At 37.3% G+C, this 25,301-nt stretch carries 22 protein-coding genes; 11 read left to right on the top strand and 11 right to left on the bottom strand.

Features of this window, described 5'->3' with window-relative positions; genetic code table 11:
• Positions 1-6 precede the first annotated feature (6 nt).
• The 4 genes from AC4GZ8_RS14540 to AC4GZ8_RS14525 form a co-directional block, all read right to left on the bottom strand.
• Positions 7-1,527 carry a glycine betaine uptake BCCT transporter gene (locus tag AC4GZ8_RS14540; RefSeq protein WP_491082616.1) on the bottom strand — a complete coding sequence of 507 codons (1,521 nt, stop codon included), beginning with the start codon at positions 1,525-1,527 and terminating at the stop codon, positions 7-9.
• 310 nt (positions 1,528-1,837) lie between these two features.
• Positions 1,838-2,965, bottom strand: coding sequence for a carboxynorspermidine decarboxylase (gene nspC / locus AC4GZ8_RS14535; protein ID WP_491082615.1), 1,128 nt, complete (start codon positions 2,963-2,965; stop codon positions 1,838-1,840).
• Between the two features lies 1 nt (position 2,966).
• The gene (locus AC4GZ8_RS14530) at positions 2,967-4,208 is read right to left on the bottom strand and encodes a saccharopine dehydrogenase family protein (RefSeq protein WP_491082614.1); all 1,242 of its coding nucleotides are present in this window, start codon (positions 4,206-4,208) and stop codon (positions 2,967-2,969) included.
• Positions 4,209-4,340: 132 nt separating this feature from the next.
• Positions 4,341-5,612: an S-adenosylmethionine decarboxylase related protein gene (locus tag AC4GZ8_RS14525; protein ID WP_491082707.1), complete on the bottom strand. Its 1,272-nt coding sequence runs from the start codon at positions 5,610-5,612 to the stop codon at positions 4,341-4,343.
• 421 nt (positions 5,613-6,033) lie between these two features.
• On the opposite strand from AC4GZ8_RS14525, the gene AC4GZ8_RS14520 reads away from it, so the two are divergent.
• Positions 6,034-6,573: a histidine phosphatase family protein gene (locus tag AC4GZ8_RS14520; protein ID WP_491082613.1), complete on the top strand. Its 540-nt coding sequence runs from the start codon at positions 6,034-6,036 to the stop codon at positions 6,571-6,573.
• 123 nt (positions 6,574-6,696) lie between these two features.
• On the opposite strand, the gene AC4GZ8_RS14515 is transcribed toward AC4GZ8_RS14520, so the two are convergent.
• Positions 6,697-7,173, bottom strand: coding sequence for a DUF4188 domain-containing protein (locus AC4GZ8_RS14515; protein WP_491082612.1), 477 nt, complete (start codon positions 7,171-7,173; stop codon positions 6,697-6,699).
• 2 nt (positions 7,174-7,175) lie between these two features.
• The gene (locus AC4GZ8_RS14510; protein ID WP_491082611.1) at positions 7,176-7,733 is read right to left on the bottom strand and encodes a PadR family transcriptional regulator; all 558 of its coding nucleotides are present in this window, start codon (positions 7,731-7,733) and stop codon (positions 7,176-7,178) included.
• A gap of 463 nt (positions 7,734-8,196) precedes the next feature.
• Here AC4GZ8_RS14510 and AC4GZ8_RS14505 point away from each other — a divergent pair, with 463 nt between their 5' ends.
• Complete coding sequence (locus AC4GZ8_RS14505) at positions 8,197-9,699, top strand: malate:quinone oxidoreductase (RefSeq protein ID WP_491082610.1); 1,503 nt, start codon at positions 8,197-8,199, stop codon at positions 9,697-9,699.
• A gap of 124 nt (positions 9,700-9,823) precedes the next feature.
• Here AC4GZ8_RS14505 and AC4GZ8_RS14500 read toward each other — a convergent pair whose 3' ends face one another.
• Complete coding sequence (locus AC4GZ8_RS14500) at positions 9,824-11,278, bottom strand: aminotransferase-like domain-containing protein (protein WP_491082609.1); 1,455 nt, start codon at positions 11,276-11,278, stop codon at positions 9,824-9,826.
• A gap of 117 nt (positions 11,279-11,395) precedes the next feature.
• Here AC4GZ8_RS14500 and AC4GZ8_RS14495 point away from each other — a divergent pair, with 117 nt between their 5' ends.
• The 4 genes from AC4GZ8_RS14495 (at position 11,396) to AC4GZ8_RS14480 (ending at position 14,587) form a co-directional block, all read left to right on the top strand.
• Complete coding sequence (locus tag AC4GZ8_RS14495; protein WP_491082607.1) at positions 11,396-12,010, top strand: LysE/ArgO family amino acid transporter; 615 nt, start codon at positions 11,396-11,398, stop codon at positions 12,008-12,010.
• A gap of 105 nt (positions 12,011-12,115) precedes the next feature.
• Positions 12,116-12,838, top strand: a complete 723-nt coding sequence (locus AC4GZ8_RS14490; protein WP_491082606.1) for an ABC transporter ATP-binding protein — start codon at positions 12,116-12,118, stop codon at positions 12,836-12,838.
• Positions 12,838-13,902: an ABC transporter permease gene (locus AC4GZ8_RS14485; protein WP_491082605.1), complete on the top strand. Its 1,065-nt coding sequence runs from the start codon at positions 12,838-12,840 to the stop codon at positions 13,900-13,902. The genes AC4GZ8_RS14490 and AC4GZ8_RS14485 overlap by 1 nt, the downstream gene beginning before the upstream one ends.
• Positions 13,903-13,948: 46 nt before the next feature.
• Positions 13,949-14,587, top strand: a complete 639-nt coding sequence (locus AC4GZ8_RS14480) for a TetR/AcrR family transcriptional regulator (RefSeq protein ID WP_491082604.1) — start codon at positions 13,949-13,951, stop codon at positions 14,585-14,587.
• 83 nt (positions 14,588-14,670) lie between these two features.
• Here AC4GZ8_RS14480 and ahpF read toward each other — a convergent pair whose 3' ends face one another.
• Both ahpF and ahpC read right to left on the bottom strand, forming a co-directional pair.
• Positions 14,671-16,200 carry an alkyl hydroperoxide reductase subunit F gene (ahpF, locus tag AC4GZ8_RS14475; RefSeq protein ID WP_491082603.1) on the bottom strand — a complete coding sequence of 510 codons (1,530 nt, stop codon included), beginning with the start codon at positions 16,198-16,200 and terminating at the stop codon, positions 14,671-14,673.
• A gap of 12 nt (positions 16,201-16,212) precedes the next feature.
• Positions 16,213-16,776, bottom strand: coding sequence for an alkyl hydroperoxide reductase subunit C (gene ahpC, locus AC4GZ8_RS14470; protein WP_491082602.1), 564 nt, complete (start codon positions 16,774-16,776; stop codon positions 16,213-16,215).
• Between the two features lie 418 nt (positions 16,777-17,194).
• On the opposite strand from ahpC, the gene AC4GZ8_RS14465 reads away from it, so the two are divergent.
• The 4 genes from AC4GZ8_RS14465 (at position 17,195) to AC4GZ8_RS14450 (ending at position 22,075) form a co-directional block, all read left to right on the top strand.
• Positions 17,195-18,133 carry a hypothetical protein gene (locus AC4GZ8_RS14465; RefSeq protein ID WP_491082601.1) on the top strand — a complete coding sequence of 313 codons (939 nt, stop codon included), beginning with the start codon at positions 17,195-17,197 and terminating at the stop codon, positions 18,131-18,133.
• Positions 18,134-18,392: 259 nt separating this feature from the next.
• The gene (locus tag AC4GZ8_RS14460; protein WP_491082600.1) at positions 18,393-19,511 is read left to right on the top strand and encodes a sugar diacid recognition domain-containing protein; all 1,119 of its coding nucleotides are present in this window, start codon (positions 18,393-18,395) and stop codon (positions 19,509-19,511) included.
• 125 nt (positions 19,512-19,636) lie between these two features.
• Positions 19,637-20,905, top strand: coding sequence for a GntP family permease (locus AC4GZ8_RS14455; RefSeq protein WP_491082598.1), 1,269 nt, complete (start codon positions 19,637-19,639; stop codon positions 20,903-20,905).
• A gap of 36 nt (positions 20,906-20,941) precedes the next feature.
• Entirely contained in the window at positions 20,942-22,075 is a 1,134-nt protein-coding gene (locus AC4GZ8_RS14450) for a glycerate kinase (RefSeq protein WP_491082597.1), read from the top strand.
• A 66-nt stretch (positions 22,076-22,141) separates the two neighbouring features.
• Here AC4GZ8_RS14450 and AC4GZ8_RS14445 read toward each other — a convergent pair whose 3' ends face one another.
• Positions 22,142-23,569, bottom strand: coding sequence for a PH domain-containing protein (locus tag AC4GZ8_RS14445; protein WP_491082596.1), 1,428 nt, complete (start codon positions 23,567-23,569; stop codon positions 22,142-22,144).
• Entirely contained in the window at positions 23,553-24,083 is a 531-nt protein-coding gene (locus AC4GZ8_RS14440; RefSeq protein WP_491082595.1) for a PH domain-containing protein, read from the bottom strand. Before AC4GZ8_RS14440 ends, AC4GZ8_RS14445 begins: the two co-directional genes overlap by 17 nt.
• Before the next feature lie 243 nt (positions 24,084-24,326).
• Here AC4GZ8_RS14440 and AC4GZ8_RS14435 point away from each other — a divergent pair, with 243 nt between their 5' ends.
• Positions 24,327-25,259 carry an L-lactate dehydrogenase gene (locus AC4GZ8_RS14435; RefSeq protein WP_491082594.1) on the top strand — a complete coding sequence of 311 codons (933 nt, stop codon included), beginning with the start codon at positions 24,327-24,329 and terminating at the stop codon, positions 25,257-25,259.
• Positions 25,260-25,301 lie beyond the last annotated feature (42 nt).

The following is a 25,301-nucleotide window of genomic DNA, read 5'->3' as shown; positions in this document are numbered from 1 at the left end:
TGTTTATTAGCTTATTCTTTTTCCTTCAACTATTTTTCCATTTTCTCTTTTTTCAATCTCTTCTTTTGCCGATTTGTAAAATGAAGCTCCCATTAACAGCATGACCACGGAGAAAGGTAATGCAGCGATAATTAACATATTCTGCAGTCCTTGTGTACCGCCGAAATAAACAATAATGGCAGCCATTGCTGACATAGCAATTCCCCAAACAATTTTTACAGAATTAGCAGGGTTAATTGAACCTTCTGTACTCAGCATTCCCAATACAAAAGTTGCAGAGTCTGCTGAAGTAATGAAAAATATCGCAATAACGACAATCGTGATTAAGGATAGAAATCCGCCTAATGGATACTGATGAAGTACCGCAAATGTTGTCGTTTCAAGGGATAGGCTTGAAATAGTTTCAATTCCATTTTGTTCTATATTTAGTGCTGAAACACCAAATACGGAAAAAAAGATAAAACAAACTAATGAGGGGACAAAAAGTACACCTATGATAAATTCTTTAATGGTTCGTCCCTTAGATATTCTGGCAATAAAAATTCCAACAAATGGAGCCCAAGAAATCCACCAAGCCCAGTAAAAGATTGTCCAATTGTCAATCCATGTACGACCATCTTCATTTAATGGGGATATACGAAAACTCATATCAAAAAAATTAGTTATATAACTTCCAAGTGTGGCTGTAAACATATTTAAGATGTACAAAGTAGGGCCAACGATAAATAGCGCAATTAATAAGGCAAATCCAAGTCCCATATTGGCATTACTTAAATACTTAATTCCTTTCCCTACTCCTGACCAAGCAGAATAAATGAAAAGAACAGTGGAAACAGCTAGAATCAATAATTGCATGCCAAAGTTATTCGGTGTATGAAAGAGATAGGACAGACCCCCATTAATTTGGGCAGATCCAAAACCAAGAGTTGAAGCTACACCAACCACTGTAGCAAATACAGCCAGTGTATCGATTAATTTCCCGGATAGTCCTCGCATGCTTTTTTCTCCAAATACCGGAGAAAGGGTAGCACTAATTAATCCTGGTTGACCTTTACGAAACTTAAAGTAAGCCAAGGATAGTGCCACAACTCCATAAACTGCCCATGCATGAATTCCCCAGTGGAAAAAAGAATACTGGAGCGACTCCCTAATCGCTTCATCAGATCCTGCTTCAGCTCCTGGAGGATTTTTAAATGCATGAGAAATTGGCTCAGCTGTGGTCCAAAAAACCAGTCCCATTCCCATACCTGCACTAAATAACATAGCAAACCAGGAAGATAAACTAAATTCGGGCTTGTCGTTTTCTTTACCTAATTTAATTTTTCCAAGTGGTGAAAAAATTAAGTAGATACAGAAAGCCAACAATATCATGATAATGATTAAATAATACCACCCGAATGTTTCAGAGATATAACTCGTTACCTTTGAAGAAAAAGCTTGTAAATGAGCGGGAGCAATCGCACCCCATACAACAAGTAAAACGCAAATTGAAAGTGAATACCAAAAAACTGAACTTACATTCCGCAAAAACTCACCTCGATATTTATTAAACTACTACTTATGCTAACTGATTTAGAAAGTATTCTCAACTATATCAGTCTTTTTAATATTGGAAGGAGACTCCTTTTTCAACAATTAATAGAGAATAAAAGCAATTATCTAGAGTAAGTAAGGCAGGTAATTTAGGAGAAATCGTGAGGCATGACTGTTCACCTGCAAAACAATGAAAATCCGCAAAAGATTTTTGCGGATTTTTCTAAGTGATTAAGTTTGTGTGGGCAATAAATAGGATGCTATCTAGTCCTTTACTGTTAACTAATATTTTTAAATTCCTCTTTTATGCGAGCCTCATTTTAAAATCTTTAAAGTCAAATTCGCGTACGATATGGTATTCTCCTGCTTGATCCAAAATAACAATTGCTGGTAATGACATACCGTTAAAAGTGGTGTTTTTCACCATCGTGTAGACTGCCATATTTCCAAAAACTAAACGATCTCCACTCTTTAATGGCTGGTCAAAAGAATAATCTCCAATTATATCACCAGTGAGGCAGGTTTGCCCGCCAAGACGATACAAAAACGGCTTTTCCCCTGGAGTTCCTGAGCCAAGAAGAGGAGGGCGATAAGGCATTTCCAATACATCGGGCATATGGCAGGTTGCAGAAGTGTCGAGAATAGCAATATCGATACCGTTTTGATGTGTATCAAGTACAGTCGTAACCAGATATCCTGCATTGTAAGCAACGGCTTCACCAGGCTCAAGATATACTACTAATCCGTATTTATCTTGCATTCTCTTAATGCAACTTTCTAGTAATTGAATGTTATAGCCTTTTTCTGTAATGTAGTGTCCGCCGCCAAAGTTAATCCAATCCATTTGAGATAGCCATGGTCCAAACCTCTCTTCTACAGCCTTAAGAGTTGTTTCCAAATCGTTGGAGTTTTGCTGACAAAGGGTATGGAAGTGTAAGCCTGAAACACCATCAAGCAAATCCTGACGAAAATTCGCTATTGTTACGCCGAATCTTGAACCTGGCGTGCAGGGGTCATAGATGGCATGGCTCACCTGTGTCGAGCATTCGGGATTAATGCGCAAGCCCACACTTTTGCCAGCTGCAAGAGCTTTATCTTTAAATTTCTCCAACTGTGAAAAGGAATTAAAGACGATATGGTCACAAATAGATATAATCTCATCGATTTCGTCTTCACGATAGGCAGGGGAAAAGATATGAGTCTCTTTTCCCATTTCCTCCCGACCTAGACGAGCTTCATATAAGCCGCTTGCAGTCGTACCGCTTAAATACTTCCCCATTAGAGGATACATCTTAAACATGGAAAATGCTTTTTGTGCCAAAAGGATCTTGCATCCTGTCCGTTCCATGACTCCGTTCAAGATTTTTAAATTTTTTTCCAGAAGATCTTCATCGATTACATAACAAGGTGATGGTATTTCCTCGAACTTCATATTAACTACTGCCTTTCTTCGGTTCTGAGAGTTTAATAGATTCAGAATCGACTAGCTCTGGATCAAAGTTTTCCTTCCATGGCAGTCCCCATTTGTTCAGTGCTTCCATGAATGGGTCTGGATCAAATTCTTCAATATTGTATACACCTGGTTTATTCCACTTTCCTGTTATCAGCATCATTGCACCAATCATTGCAGGGACGCCTGTTGTATAGGACACTGCCTGAGAACCTACTTCTTTATAGCATTCTTCATGGTCACAAACATTGTATACATAATATGTTTTATCTTTCCCGTCTTTTTTTCCTTTGAAGATACAGCCGATGTTGGTTTTACCTTTTGTGCGTGGTCCGAGGGAGGCAGGGTCTGGTAAGACAGCTTTTAAGAACTGAAGAGGAATAATTTGATTTCCTTCGAATTCGATCGGTTCAATTGAAGTCATTCCGACATTTTCAAGACATTTTAGATGTGTAAGGTAGCTTTGGCCAAATGTCATGAAGAAGCGGATACGTTTAAGTCCTGGAATGTTTTTTACTAGGGATTCTAGCTCTTCGTGGTATAACAGGTACATATCTCTTTCTCCTACTTCAGGGAAGTTATAAACGCGTTTAATTTCCATTGGTTTCGTTTCAACCCATTCGCCATTTTCCCAATATCTACCATTCGCAGAAACTTCACGAATATTGATTTCAGGATTAAAATTGGTAGCAAACGGATAGCCGTGATCACCTGCATTGCAGTCAAGAATATCGATCTGTTCAATTTCATCAAAATGATGTTTCAGTGCATAAGCTGAAAATACACCTGTAACACCGGGGTCAAAGCCGCTACCTAAAAGAGCGGTGATGCCAGCCTTTTCAAAACGTTCGTGGTATTCCCACTGCCATTTGTATTCAAATTTTGCTGTATCTTCCGGTTCATAGTTTGCCGTATCCATATAGTGTGTTTTGGTTGCTAGGCAAGCGTCCATGATTGTTAAATCTTGATATGGTAAAGCTAAGTTCATTACGATATCTGGTTTTACTTCTTCAATTAAAGCAATTAATTCATCGACATTATTTGCGTCAACTTGAGCAGTTGTAATTTTCGTTTTTCTACCATCTAGTTTGGCTTTTAAGTCATCACATTTTGATTTTGTCCGACTTGCGATACAAATCTCTTCAAATACTTCATTGTTTTGAACACATTTATGGACGGCAACGGATGCCACTCCACCACAACCAATAATAAGTGCTTTTCCCAACTTTTCATCTCCTAACAAATAGATTTTTTATGGAAGAAGTGCATAACGAACTAACTTGTAGTCTGCCAACTAATAAGGATGTCTATTAAAAAAGTGATTGATAGATCTATATTTTTATCAATTTATAATCGTCTATTCAATCCATTTCAGTCTTTTATGCAACAACCCATCGGAGCCTTTATTTTCTCCCTTGACAAAATCAGTCATATGGTAGGTTAGATATTCTCCATACTTGCTTTCAGTGTTAAGCAAAAGATCATCAACATAATAGATACCTAGAGGAACATCATCAAGGATTAAGCTGGCTAAGCCTGCATAAATGCCGCAAGCTACTTGAAAGTACGTTGCGTTTGTTTTGAATTTTGGATAAATCTCACTACTTTTCATCACGTTATACATGAACTTTTCCATATCCTCGTAAACTAAAAGCACACCAATTAAATCTTCACCTTCAACTTCACCTATATCAGGATCAATTACTTGCTGATTCCAATCCCATAGAACATCCACATCATCTAAATTATCCCGAATTATTTTGGTAGTATATTCATTGACACGATAAATAAAGCCAATTTCCATATCAAATATTTCACCTAATGTAATCACTTCTTCATGCGGCATCAGACAACCGTAAAATTCTTTTTCCCCTAATTTCACTTTAAACTCCATCGCATATACTTCTTCATAAAAATAATGCTGTAAATGATGGTCGACAAACATTGGATAGCTTAATATAGCTTCATCCAGGAAGCATTCAACAGACCATGAAGTATAGAGTGTGTTAGGTTTAATTAATTTCTTGTCTTTAAAAAAAGAATTGTCATGCTCTACAATGTAGCAGGCTAAAGGCTTTTTGCCCGGATTTTCCTTCATTAGTTTTAAAGCCATCCATTGAACTACTCCGGGATTCATACCAGAACAAACAATAGCTTTTGTATTTGCAATTAAATCTTCTTTATTATCTTCAAATCTAAAATATCGCTCTGCTAGTGGGAAACCATACAATTCCTCGTCCTCATCAACCTCCGTGTTCTCTAGAGCTGAATTAAGATAATATACGCCTAATTCGTTACAGCAATTAAGCATCTCAATTGTATCGGCCCATGATACATCTATGACTATTTTTGTATTTGTCTGTTTTAGATGTTCTTTAAAGATAGTTGTATCTTTGAGATCTAGTTGATGGAGCTTAATGTTACCTGCAAGGTTAGGGAATAATTGATCGTAGTATTTTTTATCCTTTTGATTGATATCAATTAGGTGAAGGCGGGATTTGCTAATGATGGGGTGTAGGGGGTCATTTTTATCTTGAATGGATTTGTTTAAAATGGCTAATATTGCTCTAGCAACACCTCCGCTACTGCCTAATAAAGAAACGGATAATGGTCCTGTCTTAGTTAGTATTTTCAACACGCTCCTTTTTTGAATCTATTAATGGGATATATATATAAATCCTTTTATAAAATATGATTTTATTAAAACTGCGTATGTGCTTCTATCTCTAAATGCTAGAAATATTTTACATTTACTTTTGTTCATAGGTATATACACAAATAGGGGGAAATCAATAAGGTGATTAAGTTTTTATATACATAGGGCATTGACTATCAACTAATGAAGGGGAGGAAATCGTCTATTCTAGCAGAAGAGGGTAGTGTTTTAGTCTATTTGAAAATAAATCAAATCATTAAGTAGCTCACTTTAAATGCGGAAGAAAAAATGGTTCTTATTTGGTAGGCTTAGTATTAATTTAATAGTTAATAGTCCATGTTCTCAAACATACATTATAAGTAATCTAAGACATTCACAAGGAAGGGGAGATCGTTTGAAAAGATCATTACTTGATTCACTGCAAAAAGGAGGATTAATTTTCTATGTAAGGCACGGAGAAGCATCTGTAGGCCGAGATCAACTCAATTTAAATTTTCAAAACTGCTCTACCCAAAGGAATCTTTCTGAAAGGGGCAGAAGGCAGGCTATGTATTATGGAGAGATTCTTCGTTACTTAAGAATACCCATTCGTTTTCCTATTTCTGCAAGTCCCTTTTGTAGAACAATAGAAACCGCACAGTTAGCATTTGGAAGGGCAAATGTTGAATTTGAATCCTTTTGGGTTGAGGTATATAGGTTAAGCGGGAATTTACCTGGTAGAGAAAGAAGGAGAATATTACATCATCTTCAGTCAGTGCTAGAAACAAAGCCAGTAACGGGGAGAAATAAGGTGATTATTGCTCATAGCTTTCCCCAAGGTGTGGCTTTAGGGCAAATTCCTGATATGGGGACAGTTATTGTAAGGCCTAAAGGGGAGGGGAACGGGTATAAAATAGTTAGTTTATTATCTTTGGAAGACTTAAGTAATTTGTGAAGCTGGAAGAAGGAACTTAAAAGATTAATAAAATAACGTCTATTTTTATATTGTTTTTAGAGGGTGACGACATAGGAAGGAATAAAAGAAGCACCTATTTAAGGTGCTTTTTTTCACATTCACCTATTCTACTTTAAGACGTTTTCGTGCCGAATCATGTTTAGCTGTTATTGGAATAAGGTCTAAGGCTTTACCTAAGCCGTAGTGAGGCATATTTCCATAAAAAGATTCATAATTTCCTTTTTTAACTTGATATGTTTCATGATAAATTCCAACCGTTTGATTATTTCCGATTTTCTTATAGAAATTTTTCCATGCATTCATATGCTTTTCAAATTTTGCATATGCGAGCAGATCATCCATTGAGCGCCAATATTGAATCATGGCAGTTGTTCTAAGTCCAAAATAGCTTTCCATTGATAAAAAACCCAGATCTTCTTTATTTGTATAAAGCTCCCTAATCATTCCTGGCATAGCTAGAAAGACTGGTAACCATTTGTGTACTGCAAGCCTTTTATTCACTCTCATTCCAATGACAAATACAACGATATCCTCTTCATTTTCCGTTGTGTAACGTCCAGTAAAAAGGTGTTTGGTCATTTTTAATCCTCCCTAATAGTTTCATACTTCTGTAGAGTACATTCACACCATTCGATTGCAGCCTTCGTTACCCTTTTTCCATAATCTAAAGTAAAAAGCCAATACATTGAATTTTCATCATGACTTTGATGCTGTTGAATCGCTAACTCGATCGATTCATACGTTTGGTACCGGCTTTCTAGCCTTTGTTTGTAATTTTGTAGAAGCGAGATTGTTTGAGCGTGTGATTGATAGTGGCCAAAAAACAATTTCAATAAAATTTCATTCCGTTCAACAGGCAATTGATCAATTGGATGATTTAACCAATTTTTTAATACTTCTACTCCTTTTGAAGTGAGTTTGTATTCATTTCGGTCAGGCTTCCCTGCAGAAGAGGATGAATGGACTTCAGCTAATTCCTCTTGGACAATGAATTTTAACGTTGGGTAAATTTGGCCATAACTAATTTTCCAAAAATGGTTTAGGCTCTTGTCAATAAATTGTTTAATGGAATAGCCGGAGTTACAATCGGTTGTTAAAATTCCTAAAATCGCATACGTTGTATCGTTATAATTTTTCAATAAACTCTCACCTATCTAAAAGATATATATCATTTAGATATATAATACAATATATGGAAAATATATGCAAGTGAATTTGGTGAAAATAAGGCTTGATATATGGATTAAATCCTAATGGAATTACTTCACACTTTTTTGCAAGCTTTAAATAGTTTATAATTATCAGATAACGGTAGAAATTTTAATCTATAAATATTTATAATAGTATAATAGTGGTATGGTTATAGTTGAGACAGAAAAGGTTGTTCTTAGGTGTTCGTTGCTTTTTGTGACTTCTAAGCAGGAGCTCCTACTCTTTTTTGCACGTTAAGAAAGTATAAATTGGCTGCGTGGATGATTATTCGGTGCAGTGGCCAATTTTAAGTATGAAGTATAAGGGCAGCTTAGCCTCTGTCTTCGCCTTTACATGCTCGTCAATCGGCGAGTTTTCTTTACAAATATAGGGGATAAAAGGAAGGTTATAATGGGCAGCATACAGAAAAAAACAGATGTTATCTTAATTGGTGCCGGAATGATGAGTGCGACTTTGGGAACACTTCTGAAAGAATTAATACCGGACTGGGAAATAACTGTATTTGAGAAGCTTTCAAAAGCAGGAGAGGAAAGCTCAAACGAATGGAATAATGCGGGAACAGGGCATGCAGCACTTTGCGAGCTTAATTACACGGTGGAAAAACCTGATGGATCTGTAGACATAACGAAAGCAATAAATATTAATGAACAGTTTCAGGTTTCGATGCAGTTTTGGTCATATCTTGTCAAAAGCAAGCTGATCCAAAATCCACAGGATTTTATCATGCCATTGCCTCATATGAGTTTAGTTCAAGGGGAACAAAATGTAGCATTTTTAAAAAAGCGATTTGAAGCGCTATCAAAAAATCCGCTATTTCAAGGGATGGAATTTTCCGATGATCCTGGAAAATTGATGGAATGGATTCCGCTTATTATGCAAGAACGCAAAACAAATGAACCCATTGCTGCTACCAAAATTGACTCTGGAACAGATGTTAACTTTGGTGCTTTAACACGGATGTTATTTGATCACTTAGAGAGAAAACATGTTGAGACAAACTATAGACATAGTGTTCAAGATATAAAACGTACAAGTGAAGGTCTATGGGAAGTGAAAGTGCAGAATCTAGATAGCGGTGTTATTGAGCGCCATACTGCTAAATTTGTCTTTATTGGCGGCGGTGGAGGAAGCCTGCATTTACTGCAAAAATCGGGTATTCCTGAAGGTAAGCATATTGGAGGATTTCCAGTAAGCGGACTATTTATGGTGTGTAATAATCCTGATGTCGTTGCTCAGCATCATGCAAAAGTATATGGCAAAGCTAAGGTGGGAGCTCCGCCAATGTCTGTTCCACATCTTGATACACGATTCATTGACAATAAAAAGTCTTTACTTTTTGGACCATTTGCAGGATTCACACCAAAATTCCTGAAACATGGATCCATGTTTGATCTAATCACTTCTGTCAAACCGGATAACCTATTAACAATGTTGGCAGCAGGTGCGAAGAACATGTCATTAACTAAATATCTGATTCAGCAAGTAATGCTATCAAAGGAACAGCGCATGGAAGAGTTGCGTGAGTTTATTCCCAATGCAAAAAGCGAGGATTGGGATTTAGTTGTAGCAGGCCAACGTGTGCAAGTGATTAAAGATACTGAAGCTGGCGGGAAAGGAACACTTCAATTTGGTACGGAAGTTGTTAGTGCAGCGGATGGCTCAATTGCAGCCCTCCTCGGTGCATCTCCAGGTGCTTCGACTGCTGTTCACGTCATGCTTGAAGTGATATCAAAATGCTTCCCTGAATATATGAATGAGTGGGAACCAAAAATTAAAGAAATGATTCCTTCATACGGAAGGTCCCTTATGGAAAACCCGGATCTTCTGCACGAAATTCATACGTCAACAGGGCAGACGCTTGGTTTATGTGGGAAAGAACCCGTCTATAGTTAATGGATTAGACGTACAAAGATGAGATTAGTCTGCTCTTTTTTCAGGCTCGCTCAATAAGTTTCCTTTAACTAGATAAAACAAAGGATACCGTATATGTTAATTACGGTATCCTAAAGCGGGTTGTTCATTTCAAAGAGTAATGCTTAATCAGCTTTGCTAGTTGAATTAACCCTTCTTCTAGTTGCTCAAGTGATGCATAGGAATAGGAAATCCGCAGGTGCTGATCATCATGTTTATCATATACATTTCCAGGATTAATTAAAATCCCTTCTCGAAGGGCTAAATCGAATAGTTTCCGTGTGGAAACTTTCGGTTGTAATTTAAGCCAGATATAAAAACCGCCTTTTGGTATACTCCAGGTTGCGATATCTGAAAAATGCTTCTTCAAAATTTGATGGGTAAAATTTCTTCGATATCTTAATTCTATTTTTAGCTCTATTAAGAACTCCTTATAATGTCCGCTGCGAAGCCAGTTGTCTACAGCAAATTGCGATACCGAGCTTGAGCCGTAATCTGTTTGCATCTTGATATCGGATAAACGTTCAATGACAGGTTCGGGCCCTGCAATCCAGCCAATTCGTAAACCTGGACTTAATGATTTGGACATGCTTCCTATATACAGGACATTCCCTTGTGTATCATTTGCCTTTAATGGCTTTTGGGGAGATTCCTCAAGCCATAAATCACCATAAACATCATCCTCAATAATAGGAATTGCTTCCTTCTGACATACCTCCATAAGCTCCAAACGTCTTTTCTCAGACATTAATGTGCCTGTCGGGTTATGAAATGTAGGGATCGTATACAGTAAAGCTGCCTTATGTTGTCGCTTTATACGGGGAATCGAATTACATTGAATCCCTTCCTCGTCTAATGGAATCCCAAATAAATTCATTCCAGCTGATTGGAATACATGTACTGAGTTCAAGTATGAAGGGGTTTCATGTAAGATGGTAGATCCTCTATCTAATAACCCAATGGCGATTAATTGAAGGGCTTGGAGTCCTCCAGAAACGATTAAAATCGATTCTGGTGACGCTGCAATTCCTTTTTCTTTTAAATATGCACTAACACTTTTACGCAAGGATAGACTTCCTTTAGGTTCTGCGTAGCCAAGTGATAAAGGTCGAGCGTGATTGAATTGGAGAATCCCCGCCATTTTTTCGTTCGGTAACAAATCAGGTGACAGCTCACCGGTACCAAGCCTTATAAAGCCAGGCTCTGCTTCTGCCTTATTAATTTGTTGAATGATAGATTTATTAGGCTTGTGAATACCGGATTTAACATAGCTTATCCAATCTGGAGGGGGAGTTGAAGTAAGAAGGCCCCATGTATTATTGATTACCCTTGTCCCGCTTCCAACCTTGGATTCTATTAGACCATCGGCAGCTAATTCGTCTAGTGCTGTGACAATTGTGCTGCGGTTTACTTGAAAGAGCTTTGCTAAATGTCGTTGCGGAGGTAGTTTTGTACCAATTGTCCACTCACCAGTCATGATTTTGTTTTTCATATAATTAGAGATTTGCTGATGCAAGGGAATTGATAACGTTTTTTGTGGTTTCCATTTTATATCTAGCATTGGCTACTCCGTTTTTTTCTACTATTATACCAAAATGGTTGGATTGAATCCCATCCAATTGGTTGGAGACATCTTTCACATCCTTCGTTATTCTAATGGAGAACAGGAGGAATGATTGTGGAGGCATTTTTTCATGGAATGATATTGGCATTTGGACTAATCCTGCCTTTAGGAGTTCAAAATGTATTTGTATTTAATCAAGGGGCGATCCATTCTAAATGGACCCAAGCTTTACCTGCAATTATAACAGCGGGGATCTGTGATACAATTCTGATTTATTTGGCTGTTGCTGGAGTATCAATAATTGTTTTTAGCTTTGAATCATTAAGATTCTTGCTATTAATAATAGGCTTCTTTTTCTTGGCATATATGGGGTGGATGTTGTGGAGAGATCATCCTGAAGCAGGTGTTGATCAAAGGCAAGACCGTTTTTCGGCACGCCGTCAGGTGACATTCGCGGCATCTGTTTCATTATTTAACCCTCACGCTATTATGGATACGATTGGCGTTATTGGAACTAGTTCATTAGCCTATACAGGATACGAGAAATGGATATTTTGTCTAGCATGCATAGCTGTATCTTGGATTTGGTTTTTTTCTTTAGCGATCATCGGAAGGAAGATTGGTCAATTCGATCGAAGTGGGAAGTTTTTAAAAAGGATGAACCAGGTTTCCGCACTTATTGTATGGGGGATGGCTCTTTATATGGGATATCAGCTATATGAGGTGTGAATGATTGGTGAGTAAACACTCACTTTTCTTATTGACAGGACATATTGGGGGGTGTTATAAAATAAGTGAGTAATTACTCACTTATTTTGGTTATGGGAGGTTAACATGAAGGAAACTATCTCAATTCAGAAGATAAGTAAACGTTATGGAAATAAGGTTGTACTAAATGACATTGATTTAAGTATTAAAGAAGGATCCATCTATGGTTTTATTGGTCCTTCAGGTGCAGGAAAAACAACTTTAGTAAAAATGATTGTAGGGATGGATAAACCAGATCGCGGGGCCGTTCATGTTCTCAATGAGGAAGTACCTAATTTAAGGCTGCTGCAAGAAATTGGGTATATGGCTCAATCAGATGCACTCTATGCAGAATTAACAGGTAAAGAAAATCTCACATTTTTTGCTTCTCTTTATAAGTTAAAGAAAGCTGAGATAAAGGAGCGAATTGCGTACACTGCTAATTTAGTTAACCTTACAGAACATCTATCAAAAAAGGTTTTGGCATATTCAGGTGGAATGAAACGGCGATTATCTCTAGCTATCGCATTAATTCAAAATCCTCAAATTCTCATCTTAGACGAACCAACAGTAGGGATTGATCCAGAGCTGAGGTTTAGTATTTGGAAGGAGCTTATCCGATTAAAGGAGCAAGAAGGAAAAACGATTATTGTCACTACGCATGTGATGGATGAAGCTGAAAAATGTGATTACATTGCAATGGTTAGGGATGGGGCGATCATCACGAGTGGGACACCACAGGAGCTAAAAGAGCAATATAAGGCAAGCAATTTTGATGAAGTATTCTTAAGCGCAGGGAGGAAAAAATGATGAGAATACCTGCATTAGTTAGACGAATATTTCAGCAAATGCTTAGAGATAAACGAACCCTGGCGCTTTTATTCATAGCCCCTTTATTAATCTTAACTCTTATGTACTTAGTATTTAATGGAGAAAATATAGACCCGACATTAGGTGTAGAGAATGCTAGTGACCAATTAATTGAACAGTTTAAAGAGGCAAATATTTTAATAGAGGAATTCAAAGAAACTTCTAATATAGAAGAAGTAATCGCAGAACAAGATTTAGATGGGTATTTAAAGGTAGAAGATGATGAATGGAAATTGACATTGTTAAACAGTGACCCTAATTTAGCACAAGGCTTGCAAATGAAAATAAAACAGATATCGAATAAACAGTTACAATCACAATTAATCATGAAAAGTGATATGAACCTAGAGATGCCTTCAAGGGATCCGTTAGGAATTGAATATGTATATGGAGATAGCGACACAGAATTTTTTGATGTTCTTAGTCCAATTCTAATTGGCTTTTTTGTCTTCTTTTTTGTATTTTTAATCTCTGGTATCGGTTTATTAAAAGAACGAACAACAGGTACTTTAGAAAGATTAATGGCAACACCGATTAGGAGAGGGGAAATCATAACAGCTTACTTAATCGGCTTTGGAGTATTCGCTATTCTTCAAACGGTTGTGATTGTTCTTTATTCTATCAATGTATTAGACATGGTTCTTGTCGGCTCAATTTGGAATGTCATTCTGATTAATTTACTCCTTGCTTTAGTTGCTTTATCCTTAGGGATTCTTCTATCATCGTTCGCATCGTCGGAATTTCAAATGGTTCAGTTTATTCCTGTAGCCGTAATACCACAGATTTTCTTTTCAGGAATTTTACCATTGGAAGGGATGGCCAATTGGCTGCAAGCCATCGCAAAGATCATGCCATTGTATTATGCAGCAGATGCTTTGAAGGGTGTTATGTACAAAGGCTTGGGATTTGCAGATATACGTGGAGACCTCTACGCCTTAGCTGCTTTTGCCATACTCTTTATCATATTGAATTTATTTGCTCTGAAAAAGTACCGTAAGCTATAATAGTGGGTAATGAAGGGGCGTGTGGTAAGTGTCTGAAAGTAAGTTGTTGGATGCATTAATTGCTCAAGCAAAATTATCGAAGAAGCAAACGGAAAAACAACAGAAAATTGTCGAAGCAGCCATCACTATTTTTGCTGAAAAAGGTTATGCCAATACATCTACTAGTGAAATCGCCAAAGCTGCTGGGGTCGCAGAAGGAACAATTTTTAGACATTATGGAACGAAAGATAATTTATTGCTTTCTGTTATTCTTCCTTTTTTTAAAGAATCTTTTCCTTTAATGGCAGAGGAAGTGTTTAACGAAATTATGTCTTCAAATGTTCATACATTTGAGGAATTTCTTAAAGCCTTTCTAAAAAACAGAATCAATTTCTTTTTAGAAAATAAGGAGATTGCTAAGGTTGTTATAAAGGAAATTTTATATAATGAAGAACTAAAAAGTAATTTATTGCCCCTTTTATCAGAGAACTTTATTACCCGTGTTAACAAGGCTTTGGAAATATTTAAAGAACGTGGTGAATTTGCAGATATACCTACAGACCGTATTGTAAAAATGGTGTTAACATTTATTGCGGGATTTTTAGCTTCCCGATTAGTATTATTAAATGATTATTCTATTACTGATGAAGAAATTGAAGATGCTGTTCGTTTTGTAATGGATGGTATTAGAAACAAAGAACAGTAAAGTAAAACTTCTGTTAAATAGATAGAATATATAAAGAAAGCCGCCTTACACAATGATGCAAGAGCGGCTTTCACTTATATAGATTAGTTTCTGATAAGATAGTCAAACGCACCTAAAGCTGCAGTAGCTCCAGATCCCATAGAAATGATGATTTGATTATACGCACTGTCAGTACAATCACCGGCAGCGAATAAACCAGGTACAGTTGTTGCACCATGCTTATCGACAATAATTTCACCCATACCGTTACGTTCAACGATTCCTTCTAACCAGTCAGTGTTTGGAACAAGGCCGATTTGTACAAATACACCTTGTAACTCAACATGATGTTCTTCACCTGTTTCACGGTCAATATACGTAATGCCGTTAACACTGTCTGTTCCTGTAATTTCTTTTGTTTGAACATTCTTTAGAACAGTTACGTTAGGAAGGCTGTATAAGCGTTTTTGGAGGACATCGTCAGCCTTTAGTTCTGGATTGAATTCAAGAACAGTAACATGCTTTACGATGCCTGCAAGGTCAATTGCTGCTTCGATACCAGAGTTTCCTCCACCAATAACGGCCACATCTCTGCCTTCAAATAAAGGACCATCACAGTGAGGGCAGTAAGCAACACCTTTGTTTTTGAACTCTTGTTCTCCAGGAACGCCAACATTACGCCAACGAGCACCTGTAGAAACAATCACACTTTTACTTTTTAGAACAGCGCCATTTTCAAGCTCAAGTTCAAAAAGGTCTCTCTTTTCGATCCCTTTAGCACGTTGTAAATTCATGACATCAATGCCGTATTCCTTTACATGCTCCTCAAGGCTTGCGACAAGCTTTGGCCCTTCAGTGCTTTTTACACTAATGAAGTTCTCAATGCTCATAGTGTCTAGAACCTGACCGCCAAAGCGCTCAGCAACGATACCAGTACGAATCCCTTTGCGTGCTGCATAAATCGCTGCACTCGCACCAGCAGGACCTCCACCTACGACTAGAACATCGTAAGGCTCTTTGTTCTCAAACTCTGATGCATCAGGAGCAGTACCGATTTTAGCAAGAATTTCTTCAAGTGTCATACGGCCACCGCTTAAGAATTCAGCATTTAAGTACACAGCTGGTACAGACATCACGTTCTTGTTTTCTACTTCTTCTTTAAAAGCAGCCCCGTCGATCATTGTGTGTGTGATATTAGGGTTTAAAACACTCATTATATTAAGAGCTTGTACAACGTCAGGGCAGTTGTGACAGCTTAGGCTTACATATGTTTCAAAGTGATGTTCACCGCTAATGCCTTTAATTTGATCAATCACACTTTGATCAACCTTTGGTGGTCTTCCACTAACTTGTAAAAGAGCTAAGACCAATGAAGTAAATTCGTGACCTAGCGGAATTCCAGCAAAGGTAACACCAGTATCTTCGCCAACACGATTTACGCTAAAGCTTGGTGTTCTTGGTAAATCTGCTTTCTCAACTGTAATTTTCGATGACATGGAAGCTAGCTCATTTACAAGCTCCAGCATATCAGTTGAGAGTTTATCACTACCAGCACTAACCTTTAGAACAATATCGCCTTCTAATAGCTGAAGGTATTGTTCTAACTGTGCTTTAATATCTGCATCAAGTACCATTTATGATTCTCCTTACAGCTTTCCAACAAGGTCAAGGCTTGGCTTAAGTGTTTCAGCGCCTTCTTCCCATTTCGCTGGGCAAACTTCACCCGGATTGTTGCGAACATATTGAGCTGCTTTAATTTTGTTAACTAGAATGCTTGCATCACGGCCAATACCACCTGCATTGATTTCTACAGTTTGGATAACACCATCTGGATCAATGATGAAAGTTCCACGATCAGCAAGACCTTCTTCTTCGTTTAACACTTCAAAGTTACGAGAGATCACTTGAGATGGATCACCGATCATTGCATATTTGATTTTACCGATTTTTTCTGAGCTGTCGTGCCAACCTTTATGTGTGAAATGAGTATCTGTAGAAACAGAATATACTTCAACACCAAGTGCTTTTAAGTTTTCATATTCGTTTTGTAAATCTTCAAGCTCAGTTGGGCATACGAAAGTGAAATCTGCTGGATAGAAGCAGAATACGCTCCATTGACCTTTTAAATCTTCGTTTGTTACATCGATGAATTCACCATCTTTGAATGCTTTTGCTGCGAAAGGTTTTACTTCAGTACCAATTAGAGACATGTTTCATCTTCCTCCTAGAATGTGATTTGAACAATTACAGACATTATCTATAATCGTTCTAATTTTATATAAATTATCAAATAGAATTTCCTTTTAGTCAAGTGAAACGATTAGATCTTTTAAATAAAAAATAATGTAAGCCCTTTAAATATAAACTTTACTTGAAGAAAAGGGGAATAGTTAGGCAAATTTTTAATAGTTGGGTTTATAACTTTTTCATATCTAAATGAGAATATACAGTGAAATCCATGGAACTAGTAATTACACAAATTTACCGACAATAAGGGTTTTCACCATAACTAGAATTCCCGGAATTGACAATCTTAAACAAAAAGTTTTCCAGTTCCTCTTTGTGGGTATCTGAAACCTTTTTTCGACTATTCCGTAGAAAAGGTAAATAGGAAACGGAGGAATCGTAATGTTTTTAGAAATAAATGCAAAGTTAGTTGAGATAAAAGGGGAAATACGTAAAAAGCAAAAGTATGAAGCGCAATTAAAGGATTTCCACAAAGAACTAGAAATAATTCAGGAAAGACTGACTGAGCTGCAGATTCTTTATAAGTCTGAAGAAAAAGATGTGAACCAACTTAAAAAAATGAGTTTAAAAAACGTAGTCGCTCTATTATCCGGAACGAAGGATGAAAAACTGTCAAAGGAAAAGCAGGAACTCATTGCTGCCGGGCATAGACTGGAGGAAACACAAAAAACGAAATCGGAAATAGAATCAGCCATACTTGAACTAAATCATAAGCTGCATACGCTCAACAATGCTGAATCTAGGTATTACCAACTTCTTTTTGAAAAAGAGAACATGATGAAAAAAAGTCGCTCACGACATGCAGATAAAATTTTTGACTTGAGTGAGAAAGAGGGGAATCTTAAAGCATATATTCAAGAGATGGAAGAAGCAATTGTTGCTGGAGTGCGTGTCAAAAGAGACCTCTTGGAAGCTGAAAATTCACTAAAAAAAGCAAATGATTGGGGAACATTTGATATGTTCGGCGGCGGAACAATTTCCAGCTTTGTAAAGCACCGGCATATTGATGAAGCTGAAGCTCACATCCATAGAGCTCAGACAAGTATGCGCTATTTTCAAAAGGAATTATTAGATGTTCAAGAAGAAGCACATCTCGAAGTCGATATCTCAGGGATGTTAAAGTTTGCTGATTTTTTCTTGGATGGTTTCTTTGTAGATATGATGGTTCAAAGTAAGATTAGTGAATCATTAGAACAAACTAAAAATCAGTACTCAAAAGTAAGTGAAATTCTATCAAATTTAACTGATCAATTTGAGGCAAAGAAGAACGAGTTGGATCACATTAAGAAAGAAAAGCAGGAGATGATAGAGGGGGCTTGAGAAGAAGCAATCTTATCTATGGGTATGGTTGCTTCTTTTTTATTGTTTATTTGTTGGAGAAGTTTATTGGAGTGGAAGTCAAGGGGTTCAAAGTGGGAGGAAGGGTGCAAAAGGATAAGAAAAAAGCTCTTCATAAGATAATCAACGATTTCGTTTCACGTGGAACATTTTTATCTAGCACCACAAACCTTTTATAAGAAATGAAATGGTGATTTTCAATTATAATAGAATTATTAATGTTGAAGGGCAGGAAAGTTGTATGCAATTTTTAACATATGAACTTGCACAGGAAATTGTTGAACGAACGATGAAAATATTAAATCACAATATAAATGTGATGAATAATAAAGGAATAATTATAGGATCTGGAGATAAAGAGAGAATTAATCAGCTCCACGACGGTGCTCTTCTTGTTCTGAATCAGGGAGAAAGCTATGAAATTGATAAATTAGCTGCTGCAGAAATGAAAGGGACTAAACCTGGAATAAACTTGCCTATCCAATTTAATAATCAAATTGTAGGTGTAATAGGGATCACTGGAGAACCGGAGAGCATTCGTAACTATGCTCAGCTTGTAAAAATGGCAGCAGAATTAGTTTTAGAGCAGTCACTATTACTAGAACGAGTACAGTGGAAGCAGAGGCTGCAAAGTGAAATTGTCAATCGACTTATTTCTGAGAAGGACTTCAATGAGGAATGGATAAAAGAGCGTGCTCAATTTCTGGGCATAGAGGTAGATCAGTCAAGAATAGCGATCGTATTGAAACAGTCAGATGATGCAGAATTCAGTAATCAAGAATTACTTCGTGCTGTACATTATGAGCTAGAAAAGAATGATCTAATGGGTATTACATTGAATAATGAAATTGTGATTCTTAAGGCCGCAGTTACAATCCGTGAAAATAGCGAATTGTTACTTTTGGTGAAGAGGTTGGAAAAGGCATCAGGAAATAAAGCTCTTATTGGAATTGGCAGTAGAACCGAAAGGATAAAAGGATTAACATCTTCATTCCTTCAAGCGCAAAAAGCGATTTTTGTGGGAAGTAAACTTCACCCTGAAAAAAGAATCTACAATTATGAAGAGTATCAGTTGGACATCTTATTATCCAAGTTAGCACAGGATGAGCAGGACAGAGAAAGTTTCGCATTTTATTATAAGTTGCTTGAAGAAGGTAAAAAGGGAGAGCTAGTGCAAACTCTGGAGGCATATATAAAAGAAAATGGAGAGTTAAATAAAGTTTCAGAAAAATTGTTTATTCATCGAAACACCTTAAGATATCGTCTTGAAAAAATATTTGAACTAACAGGAAGGGATCCAAGGAATATAAGGGACTTAGTGGAATTATATCTTGCAAAATTAATGCACGATATTACTTAATTGTGCATTTGCACAAAGCCCGGTGAAGTTTTACCCGTCGAATTTTGTTTCCTTTCACAATGCAACGGGTATAGCAAACGCTTACAATTAACTTATAGTAAAAACAGCATTGGGGAGGAATCAGCATGGATGTTTCAGTAAGCGCTTTAGGGGCTATTAGCGCTTTAGTTATTGCGATATTTTTAATCTTAAAAAAAGTGCCACCAGCGTATGGAATGGTTGCCGGAGCCTTAATTGGGGGGCTGATTGGTGGAGTTGATATTACAAATACAGTGAACTTAATGATGGAGGGTGCAAAAGGGATTATCCCAGCCGTTTTGAGAATAATGGCTGCAGGTATCCTAGCCGGTGTTTTAATTGAATCAGGAGCGGCTTCATCTATTGCCGAAACGATCGTTAAAAAGTTTGGTGAAGCACGGGCACTGCTAGCATTATCTGTTGCTACGATGATTTTGACAGCTGTTGGAGTTTTCGTCGATGTAGCCGTTATTACTGTTGCACCAATTGCGTTAGCTATTGCTAAACGTGCACAGTTTTCGAAGACAGCTATTTTACTAGCAATGATTGGCGGAGGAAAAGCCGGGAATATCATGTCACCAAATCCAAATGCGATTGCAGCATCTGATGCATTTGGCGTACCACTTACATCTATTATGATGGCAGGGGTTATCCCAGCTATTTTTGGAATTACAGTAACGTATTTTTTAGCAAAAAAGGTAGCAAAAAAAGGTTCAGCTGTTATGAGTCAAGATGTTGAAGTCTCAGATAACACAAAAACTCCTTTATTTATCACAGCTATGATTGCGCCACTTGTCGCAATTGTTTTACTAGCGTTACGACCATTATTTGATATAAATATTGATCCAATGGTTGCACTGCCTGTGGGAGGAATTATTGGCGCGATTGCAATGCAAAAGACAAGGAAGATTAATGATTATGCCGTTTCGGGTTTAAGTAAAATGTCTGGAGTTGCGATCATGCTATTAGGTACAGGGACATTGGCCGGAATTATTGCAAACTCTGAATTGAAGGATGTCATTATCAATGGGCTAAGCTCATCAGGACTGCCAGCATATTTATTGGCACCTGTATCAGGAATTTTTATGTCAGCAGCAACAGCTTCAACTACAGCTGGTACAGCGGTTGCAAGTAGTGTTTTCAGTGGCACAATCTTAAGTTTAGGTATCTCGGCATTAGCAGGAGCTGCAATGATTCATGCAGGGGCAACAGTACTTGATCATTTACCACATGGCAGCTTCTTCCATGCAACAGCTGGAAGTGTCAATATGGAAATTAAAGAGCGTTTGAAACTAATGCCATATGAATTTTTAGTAGGTTTAACACTTGCCGTTATTTCCACTCTCGTATTTGGAGTGTTTAAACTTTTTGGCTAGATATCATTAATTTTAATAGAGAGGAGATAGAAAAATATGAAAATAGTTATTGCCCCTGATTCTTTTAAAGAAAGCTTATCTGCAATGGAGGCAGCTCTTGCAATTGAACGAGGCTTTAAAGCCGTTTTTCCAGATGCTGCTTATCATATCATGCCAATGGCTGATGGTGGTGAAGGAACTGTTCAGTCATTGGTAGATGCTACAGACGGGTCAATTGAAGAGAGGGTTGTTACAGGTCCGCTTGGAAATCCGGTTAAAGCTTTCTTCGGATTGATGGGAGATGGAAAAACAGCTGTTATCGAAATGGCTGCTGCTTCCGGCTTACATTTAGTACCAATTGAGCAAAGAAATCCATTAGTAGCAACCACAAGAGGAACAGGAGAGTTAATCTTATCTGCACTTGATTTAGGTGTAGAGCATATTATCATTGGAATTGGAGGAAGTGCCACGAACGATGGAGGAGCAGGAATGATCCAAGCGTTAGGTGGAAGATTACTAGATGAAAACGGGAATGATATTGGAGCAGGCGGTGGTGCACTATCAGATATCGTTTCACTTGATTTGACCGAGCTTGACCAAAGGTTAAAGAGAGCAAAGATTGAAGTTGCTTGTGATGTTGATAATCCATTAACAGGACCAAGGGGGGCGTCAGCTATATTTGGCCCTCAAAAAGGTGCTACGCCTGAGATGATTCAAGTGCTTGATCAGAATCTCACTCACTTTGCTGATGTTGTCGAAGCATCACTTGGAAAATCTATTCAACATATAGAGGGGGCAGGTGCGGCAGGTGGTCTTGGAGCAAGCCTTGTAGCTTTTTTAAATGCTGAGCTAAAAAGAGGTATTCAGATTGTTCTTGATGCCGTGAATTTCGACGATGCGGTTAAGGGCGCAGACCTTGTTATTACTGGCGAAGGAAGAATTGATAGTCAAACGATTTACGGTAAAACGCCAATTGGTGTCGCAAAAGCAGCGAAAAAATATAGTGTGCCTGTAATTGGAATAGCAGGTTCTTTATCTAATGATAGTGATGTAGTATATGAGCACGGAATTGACGCTCTTTTCAGCATTGTACCAGGTGTAACAACACTTCCGGATGCATTTGAACATGCTGCAGCTTACATGGAAAGGACAGCAAGAAACATTGCATCCACTATGAAACTTGTGAAATAAATGATAGGAAGAAACCCAAAGGATGATAGGATCTTTTGGGTTTTCTTATAGACTTGAATCTACTATTCATCCTGATTGACCATGGTACCAATTGAAAAAGGTGCCTGCTTCTTCTTTGGAAAGTCCATATAGCCTGCTTTCATGCAATGGTTTTGCTCGATTGAAAAAAACAAGAGTCGCAACATTAAATTTTCGTTGTAACCAGGAGTGTTCAACAGTAATTTGTTGAATTCGGTCACGATGTGTAACGAATGTTTTATTAACAATGCCACCATTTCTAATTTGGACGGTGTCCCCATGATGAATATAGCTAGTGAACCAATAATCAAGTAATCGTGATACAACAGATAGGACGAACACAACTGCAGCTGCCCATAGCCATTCCCTTTTAAAAATTAACAATCCAACCGTCGCTAGAATCGTTAAATAGTAGGGACGAATAAGCTTGAGCCATAGAACTTTCGTTGGAAATCTTTCCATATGTTCTTTGATAACATATTGAGGTAACATCGTTTGCAGGATCTGGTAAGCCTGTTGTTTTGGCATAAAAGGATATAAAGAACTTGTTTCCTGTTCTTTTTCATCTTCAAATCCTCCTGCACTAATAAGCTTTACTTCAACTAAACCAAGTAACCGCTTTAAGATGGATTGTTTAACAATAACAGCCTGAACTCGGTGTTTAAGTATTGAGTAGCTAACAAAGTTGCCGATCCCTTTTTCTATATAGATTCTATCTTTATCATCGCTAATCACAAAGTTTCCATACTTTGTAAAGGTTTTGAATAACCCAAATAGGACGGATAGAATCATAGCAAAAAATAGAAGAATAATAAGCATACCTAAATGATTGAGTAAGTAATCGATCGTGTTTTTTGCTGTATCTTCAATGTGAAAAAGCTCTGCTAAATTGAAATAAATAGCAATTAATAAAGGAAAGAATGCCAAGAAACTAAGAGATGTAAAAGAAGCCTTTATTAAGTCCTTCTTATTTGATTGAAAATGAATGGTTCTTTCGACAATTGTTTCTGAATCATTGCCTTTTCTATTTTGCGTTTGCTCTAGATGAAGGAGAATATCTTCCTTTTCCTTATCTGTTATAACTGGAAACGTAAAGGTTGCGTGATCTCCGCTCGTGCCAGTTTCAAGGGTTAAGGATGTGAGTCCGAACCAGCGATGTATAAACGTTGTATTTGACTTTTGATTATGTATATTGCTAAAAGGTACTGTTCGTTGGGATTTTACAAATACTCCTTTGCGCTCAATGATTGCATACTGAGTGACCTCGTATTGGCAGTACCTCCACTTTAAGATTGTCCCAATCAGTGCAAAACAACAAACGATAATGAATAAGTACCGACCCCATATCACCCACGTAGACGTAGAAGTAGCGTTCAAAATAAATAAAATAAGAAAGAATCCTGTTGATCCTTTTATAAAAGATAGAAGTTCAACCGCTATCATCGCGGGATGATAACGTTTAGATGGATGCTGCATGTTCTTTTACTCCTTCAATGGTCTCTTTTTCTTTTATTTTTGCAAATGTAGCAATTTGTGCCTTTAATTGCTGTGCTTCTTCAGCTGGAATTGCTGGGATAACATGATTTGAAGTTGTTGTACCAATTTCAATGTTGTATAGCTTATATTGACGCATAATTGGGCCTTGTTCTGTACGGACATATTCCACTTTTTCCATAGGTATCAATGTGTGTTGTTGAGTCCACTTTCCGTGCTTTAGCTGAATAAACTCTTGATCAATTTCATAACGCCAGGTGTGTTGTAGATAAATAGAATGGATAAAAATGGAGTAAATAGCAGATAAAATAATAAAACCACCTAAAATGTAAAGTATAGGATCAACCCATCCATACCAATCAAATGTTTTTGCGCAAAATAACAAAATTGCGATGATAATAAGTGTGATGAAATGGCCGATCGTATTAGACAGCCTCCACACCTTGACGGCATCATGAGAAATCCTTCTAGTTGGTTCGTTTATTTTTATATACATGATCTTCACCTCTAGTACATATACGAAAGATACATCATAATGGTTTCATAATATATGGAAATTTCAGTCAAATCCAAGTAGTGTAAAATTGAAAAAATCCAGATATAGAAGAACCACAGTTTTGTGATGAATATCACATTCATAATAAAATATGGATGATAAAATGAGTTCATAAATAAAATAATCCAAATGGGAAATCACTTGTGAAAGACTTCACAAGTTAATAAATAGGAGGCATACAAGATGAGTATGACACTTGGAAATAAGGTCGTTTTAGTTGGAACTGGAGCAGTTGGATCAAGTTATGCCTATGCATTAATGAATCAGGGAATTAGTGATGAGATTGTACTCGTTGATCTAAATGAAAATAAAGCAAAAGGTGATGTGATGGACTTAGATCATGGGATTGTCTATGCACCTAATGCAATGAATATTAAGTTTGGCTCTTATGAGGAATGTAAAGATGCTGCACTTGTCGTGATTTGTGCAGGTGCTGCGCAAAAGCCAGGTGAAACAAGATTAGATTTAGTAAGTAAAAATGTAAAAATTTTTGAATCAATTGTTCATCAAATTATGGCATCTGGATTTAACGGTATCTTCTTGGTTGCGACCAATCCAGTTGATATTCTTGCATATGCTACATGGAAATTTTCTGGTCTTCCGAAAGAAAGGATAATCGGCTCTGGAACTATTCTCGATTCTGCAAGATTTCGCTATATATTAGGTGAAGAATTTGATACAGCTCCAACCAGTGTACACGGATATATTATCGGAGAGCATGGAGATTCACAATTACCGGTATGGAGTTCAGCAAATATCTCTGGTACACCAATTGCTCCAAAATTAACTGAGGAAAGAAAAGAAGAAATTGCTGTTCAGGTTCGGGATGCAGCCTATAAAATCATTGAATCTAAAGGTGCAACCTACTATGGGATTGCAATGGGGCTAGCGAGAATAACGAGGGCGATATTAAGAAATGAGAATGCTGTTTTACCTGTTGGCGCTTTGCTAGAAGGAGAAAACGGCCATCGGGATGTCTTTGTTGGTATCCCATCTGTTATTAATCGAGCTGGGATTAAAAAGGTTGTTGAACTAGAATTAACAGACAATGAAAAAGAAAAGTTTGCAAACTCTGTCAAAACGCTAAAGGATATTCAAGCCCAATTTTGGGCGTAATAAAGTAAAGGCCTGTCTCTACTGAAACAGGCCTTTACTATT

The sequence above is a fragment of the Metabacillus sp. RB-C-LZQ-3-1 genome (assembly GCF_058315175.1).
Note: the sequence above shows the minus strand (reverse complement) of the source record. Positions and strands in the feature narration are given on the sequence as shown.